This window comes from Chrysiogenia bacterium (genome assembly GCA_020434085.1).
Taxonomy (GTDB): Bacteria; JAGRBM01; JAGRBM01; order JAGRBM01; family JAGRBM01; genus JAGRBM01.
Window position 1 is genome coordinate 1 of the sequence record JAGRBM010000602.1, and the last position, 5,126, is coordinate 5,126.

Here is a 5,126-nt window from a genome sequence, read left to right on the forward strand (position 1 = left end):
ACCGTCTTTTCCACCAGGCGCGAGGGGCCGCCGGAAGAACCTTGAGCCGCATCGCCGTCGGGGGGCAGGGCATTGCCCATCGCGCCTCCCGCAGTGCGCTTGTCTTCGGATTCACTCATGATTGCGTGTGTCTCTTCGGCTTTCAGGCCCCGAAAAGGGGCAGCGCGGAGTCTACCGCCCCGGGGGAGCAGGCGGCAAATGGGCGGACTCGGGGGCGATTTCATCAGGGGTGGGGGCGTCGCCGGCGCGCAGCAGGCGCACGGCAAAGACGTCGCGCATGCGCATGGGGTTGCCGCGGCCGCCGCGCCTTACCTCGGCGAGCATCACGAAGCCGCGGGGCTTGGGCCACAGGCTCAGCCGCTCGGGCGTGGCAAGCAGTTCTTCGCGACTCAGGCGCAGCGGCGCGCCGTGGCAGCCCATGACCTCGACCTCCACGGTACCCTCTTCGAGCAACGCCGAAAGCGGCAGTGCCTTCTCTCCGCCGAGGCGCCCCTCGGCCTCGAGGACCGTGATGTGCGAGTCCTCGCGCAGCTGCGCCGCGTTTTTCTCCCGCACGATCTCGTCGCCGCGCAGCAGGCGCACGTTCGCACCGACCCGGCCCGCACAGCGCGAGGGCCTCTCCACCGCCGGCGGCACCTTGCCCAGCGGGGCCCACTGGAGGTCCTTGTAGGGGTCTTCGCGTTTCTCGCAGGCAAGCAGCAGCGCAAGAAACGCCGCGAGGCAAAGGGCTCGGGTTTTCATTTCGCATCTCCCGGACACAAAACCGGCGCCCCCTTCGGAGCGCCGGCCGCGTTACCAGATCTTCGCAAAGGCTCAGCGCCCGGCAAGGCCCTTCACCCTGGGCGGGAGCTTGCCGATGATCTCGACGTCACCGGTCGCAACGTCGATGGTGGCGAGCACCTGTTGCTGGCCGTCCCAGTTGGTGAGCAGCGCGTAGAGGGTATCGCCCACATAGGCCATGGCGACGACTCCCACGCCTTCGGTCCCGCCGGAGTTGAGCGGGCCGTCCAAAGTGACCACCGTGGTCGGAGCGCCCGTCGTCGTATTGAGCGATACGAGCGAGCCGTCCAGGCCCTCGCCCATTGCGCCGTCGGCCGAAGTCTGGGGCGCGAGCAGCAGGCGCTCGCCCTCTTCGTCCCAGACCATACCGTTGGCCCACTCGCCCGCGTCGCCCCCGATGACTGTGACCTCGCCGGTTTCCGGGTCGATCGTTGCCAGGTCACCGGCTGCCTCCGTCGGGTCGTTGACGCTCACCAGGCCATAGAGCGTGCCATCAGGACCAAAGACAATGGAACTCATGTAGCGCGGCTCCATGCTCGAATCGACGGTCTCGCCGATGGCGGTGAGCAGGCCGCTTACGGGATTGACCTCGAAGAGCATGGGGTCGCGCAGATTCTCGGCTTCCCAGCCAAATCCGCCGGCGCCGGTGACGCCGTAGAGCTTCCCATCGGGACCAAAGGCAATGGAGCTCAAACCGTAGTGGGTGCCCTGCGCGTCACGCGTCGCTGCCACGACCGCGTAGCTCGCGTTGGCGGGATTGAGCACGTAGAGATAGCCCGCCATGTTGCCGCGGTGGCCGTCGACCATGAGCAGCAGCGGGATGGGATTGCCCTCGCTGTCGCAGCTTGCCGCGCCGAGCGACGCGAGCAGCGCCAGGGCCAGAATGAGAGAGCGAAGACGTTTTGTTGCGATGTTGGATACGAGATTTTTCATGACATCCTCCCTCCTAACGTCCGACCAGGGCGTCAACGCCCGGGGGCAGCATGCCAACGATCTCCACCGCGCCGGTGGTCGTGTCGATGGTCACCAGGTGCACGACGTCGTCGCCCCGGGCCTTGCGAATTCCGTAGAGCGTGCCGTTGTAGTAGGTGAGCGCACCGATGGCCTGGCCGCCGGTATACATCCCGCCCACGCCGTCGAGCGAGAGCGTCGCGTCGACCGAGCTGTCGAGGGGATCGAGCGTGCGCAGGTCACCGTCCACGCCGTCGAGCGAGGCATAGAGCTTCTCGCCCGTGGCATCGTAGGCCAGGCCGCCACCGACGATACCGCCGGCACCTGCACTCCCCGCGCAGACGACGGCACCGGTGGTGGTATTGATCGCCCCCAATTGAATCACGCAATTGCCGCTTGCGAAGAAGCTGTAGAGAGTCCCGTCGATGAAGGTGATGTCACCGGCAAACGACCTCTGCCCGGTTCCGGCAACGAGGGTCGCCTCGCCGGTGGCCGGGTTGATCGTGAGGAGCTCCGTCTCGATCTCGGACTGAGCCCACCCCACCGTCGTGATGGCGTAGAGCGTGCCTTCGCCATCGAAGGCCATCCCGCCGACGGCGTAGCCCTCACCGACGGAGTCTTCGATGGTACCGACAACGCTCGCGGCTCCCGTTAATGGATTGATGCGGTAGAGACTCCCCGCCGCCCGGCCGCCGTCGGCGGCGTAGAGCTGCGCGGCCGCCGGCGATGCCGAAGCCGCCAGTCCCGCCACGCAGAGCACCAGTGCCGCGAGTACAGCAATCGTGAAGTGTCTCATGGAATGAACCGTCCCTTTCTGAAGCTATCCTAAAAACTAACGGGCCATCGGCAGCATGTCGAGAAAATAAATTCGAACAGCCATACAGCAGCGCAGGCCCCCACCAGCCAGGCTCAGTGCGCTCTCCCGTTGTCTCGTCACAATACGTCGGTGTTGCCCGCAACCGGAGGAGCAGGTGGCAAATGGGCGTACAAACGAAAACCCCCGGCAAAGGCTTCAGCCCGGGGGTCTCTGCCTCGCCGCATGGACGGCCTGCGAAGCTGCAGACTAGAAGCGAGGTCCGGGCATTCTGGCCTGCCCGCACGATCCGCGCAATTGCCCAAAACGCGACAATGGAAAAGGCCGGCCCCCATATTCGGGGGCCGGCCTTTCACTCAACACGTCTCAAACGAGAAATCAGTCCCAGATGTTCCAGAACGCATCGTCACCGCTCATGAAGATGCCGTCGCAGGCCTCTTCGGATGTCGCGTCCGTACCGCCGTAGCAGGCGCCGCCGCCGTCGGAGGGCGGAGCGCTCGCCAGGTCGCTGCTCAGAAGCACGTCGAAGGAGAGCGGCTCGTTGTAGCCCCAGATCTTTGTCGAGGCCTCGCCACCCGCGGGCTCCACCGCGCCGGGATTGACCGTCAGACTTCCGGTGACGGTGTACATCTCGAATCCGTCCTTGCCCGACTCGCCGCTGAAGCGGAAGGTCACGGCGCCGCTGAGCGAGACGGTCTCGCTGCCGACAACGCCGGTGAGGATGTCACCATCAAGGGTGCAGTTCGAGAGGAACAGGGCATAGGTCTCCGTGCCGGAGATCCAGTCGAGCCCCTCGGGCAGGCCCTTCGCAGAGGCCATCATGACGGCTTCTTCGAGCGTGTCCTTGAGCGTAATAACGACAGTTCCGGTGCCCGGCGCGCAGGCGTCGGCAAGTGAAACCACGCCGGAAACCGGGCCGAGCGTGAACTCCCCGTCGGGGTAGCCATCGGGATAGAGATCCTCCAGCAGCGCATCGCGCTCAATGAAGGCCTCTTCTTCGCCCCAGAAGAAGAGCGAACCCAGGAACCCGACCAGGGCGTCGTAGTCGTCGTCGATGTCGCCCTCGGGCGGTGGCGGGCCCTTGACCCCCAGCGTGAGATCAACAATGTCCCCGTCGCAGTTGCCCGTGCAGGCGTTCTGGGCCGCAGCAAGCGCCTCGGCGGCATTGGGCCCGTCCAGATTCCCCAGCAGCAGGGCCAGTGGATCATCCGAGCCGCAGGCCTGCAGGCCCAGCGCGCTCACCATCAGTGCGGCCAGCATCGTGGCCCCGATCTTCAGTTGTTTCTTCATATTTTGCTCCCGATTCCCTTTCGCGCCGGTATTCGGCCCCTCCATGGTGGAGGGCCGCCGGGACGCGGTCAAATGGGGTGCCCGGCTACTCCCGTCATCGGACGCTTTCCGTGTTCGCCCGAAAAAGCGCCGTCACAGCGGCCACTTTTTTCAAAAAAAGTGCGGTCCATCTCGGGTCATCTCGGGTCATCGCGGACCATCGTGGGTCATCTCGGTCCATCTTGGGCCGCCGCCCCCTTGCGCGTTTTTGAAAAATCCGTATCTTGAAAAGTGTGCTTCGCGAAGGTTCATTCGACCCTTCCATTTCTTCCCCGGCCCGGTTTTTCTTCGGGCGTTTTTCCGAGGTCTTCGATGTTTGTTCCGATTGCATGCCACCCCGCCGCCGTGTTCGCGTTCCGATGTAGGGGCGGGGTCTACCCGCCCTCCGGCACGCGACCAGGGCGGGTAGACCCCGCCCCTACACGGATCATGCGGGCGATCGAGGCGGTGACCCGATGATCCCCGGCGACGCCGAGCAGTCGGCGCGGGTGTTTGCGGGCGCGCGCGAGATGGTGGACATCTGGGCGTGCTTCGCGGGTGCGCGGCTTGCGCGTCCGAAATGCGCGGCGCTGCGGGCGCTCGCACTGGCCAGCGCGACGCGGCAGTTTTCGCAGTGCGATCTCTCGCGCGCTTCTTTGTCGGCGGCCGCGCTGTATCTTCGTCACGAAACAAAAGACAAAAAACTCTTCGCCGAGGGCAAGGGCGAGCAGTCGAGCCTGGCAAACGTCGTCGGCCCGGGCGGTGAAGCGCTCCTGAGCGTGCTCAGGGAGCCCTGCAAGTCCGAGCCCGCCGAGGAGTTTCTCACAAACGCCGCGCTGGGCTTTCTCGACGAATGGGAGCGCGCAAGCACGCGCGAGAGCTGGCCGGAGATCTGCGCGCAGATGACGAGCGCGCTTGTCAAAGACGAACCCAACGACGCGCGAAGCCGTTACACCATGCGCGCGCTTGCGAACTGCGTGCTCACCCTGCTGCGCAGCCCCGACCAGGCGCTTCGCGTGCAGGCGGCCCACACGATTCTGCGCACGCTTGCCGGGAGCATCGCGGCGCTGCCCGATGATGATGGAGGCGGGGCGCCAAAATTCACGATCGGCGGGCCGCTGGCGGGACCGTGCATGGGCGGGGGTGACGGGGGTAGTGGCGACGACGCAACATTCCCTGCTCCCCCTTCGGGGGAGCTGTCGCCGAAGGCGACTGAGGGGGTCGTGCAGTCGGCGCGATCCTCTTTGCAGCGCGGCGGCACCGGCACCCCCTC

The 5,126-nt window shown here is 65.8% G+C and carries 5 protein-coding genes; 1 reads left to right on the forward strand and 4 read right to left on the reverse strand.

Annotated features, from left to right (window positions below; genetic code table 11):
• Nucleotides 1–171 precede the first annotated feature (171 nt).
• The 4 genes from KDH09_19625 to KDH09_19640 all read right to left on the reverse strand — a co-directional run bounded on the left by KDH09_19625 (nucleotide 172) and on the right by KDH09_19640 (nucleotide 3,835).
• Entirely contained in the window at nucleotides 172–741 is a 570-nt protein-coding gene (locus KDH09_19625) for a hypothetical protein (GenBank protein ID MCB0221917.1), read from the reverse strand.
• Nucleotides 742–813: 72 nt separating this feature from the next.
• Nucleotides 814–1,713 carry a hypothetical protein gene (locus KDH09_19630; protein ID MCB0221918.1) on the reverse strand — a complete coding sequence of 300 codons (900 nt, stop codon included), beginning with the start codon at nucleotides 1,711–1,713 and terminating at the stop codon, nucleotides 814–816.
• 13 nt (nucleotides 1,714–1,726) lie between these two features.
• On the reverse strand, nucleotides 1,727–2,527 hold the full coding sequence (locus KDH09_19635; GenBank protein MCB0221919.1) for a hypothetical protein: 801 nt from the start codon (nucleotides 2,525–2,527) through the stop codon (nucleotides 1,727–1,729).
• Nucleotides 2,528–2,923: 396 nt separating this feature from the next.
• Nucleotides 2,924–3,835 carry a hypothetical protein gene (locus KDH09_19640; GenBank protein MCB0221920.1) on the reverse strand — a complete coding sequence of 304 codons (912 nt, stop codon included), beginning with the start codon at nucleotides 3,833–3,835 and terminating at the stop codon, nucleotides 2,924–2,926.
• A 494-nt stretch (nucleotides 3,836–4,329) separates the two neighbouring features.
• Here KDH09_19640 and KDH09_19645 point away from each other — a divergent pair.
• Nucleotides 4,330–5,126: hypothetical protein (locus KDH09_19645; GenBank protein ID MCB0221921.1), on the forward strand; the 797-nt coding region annotated here is incomplete at its 3' end.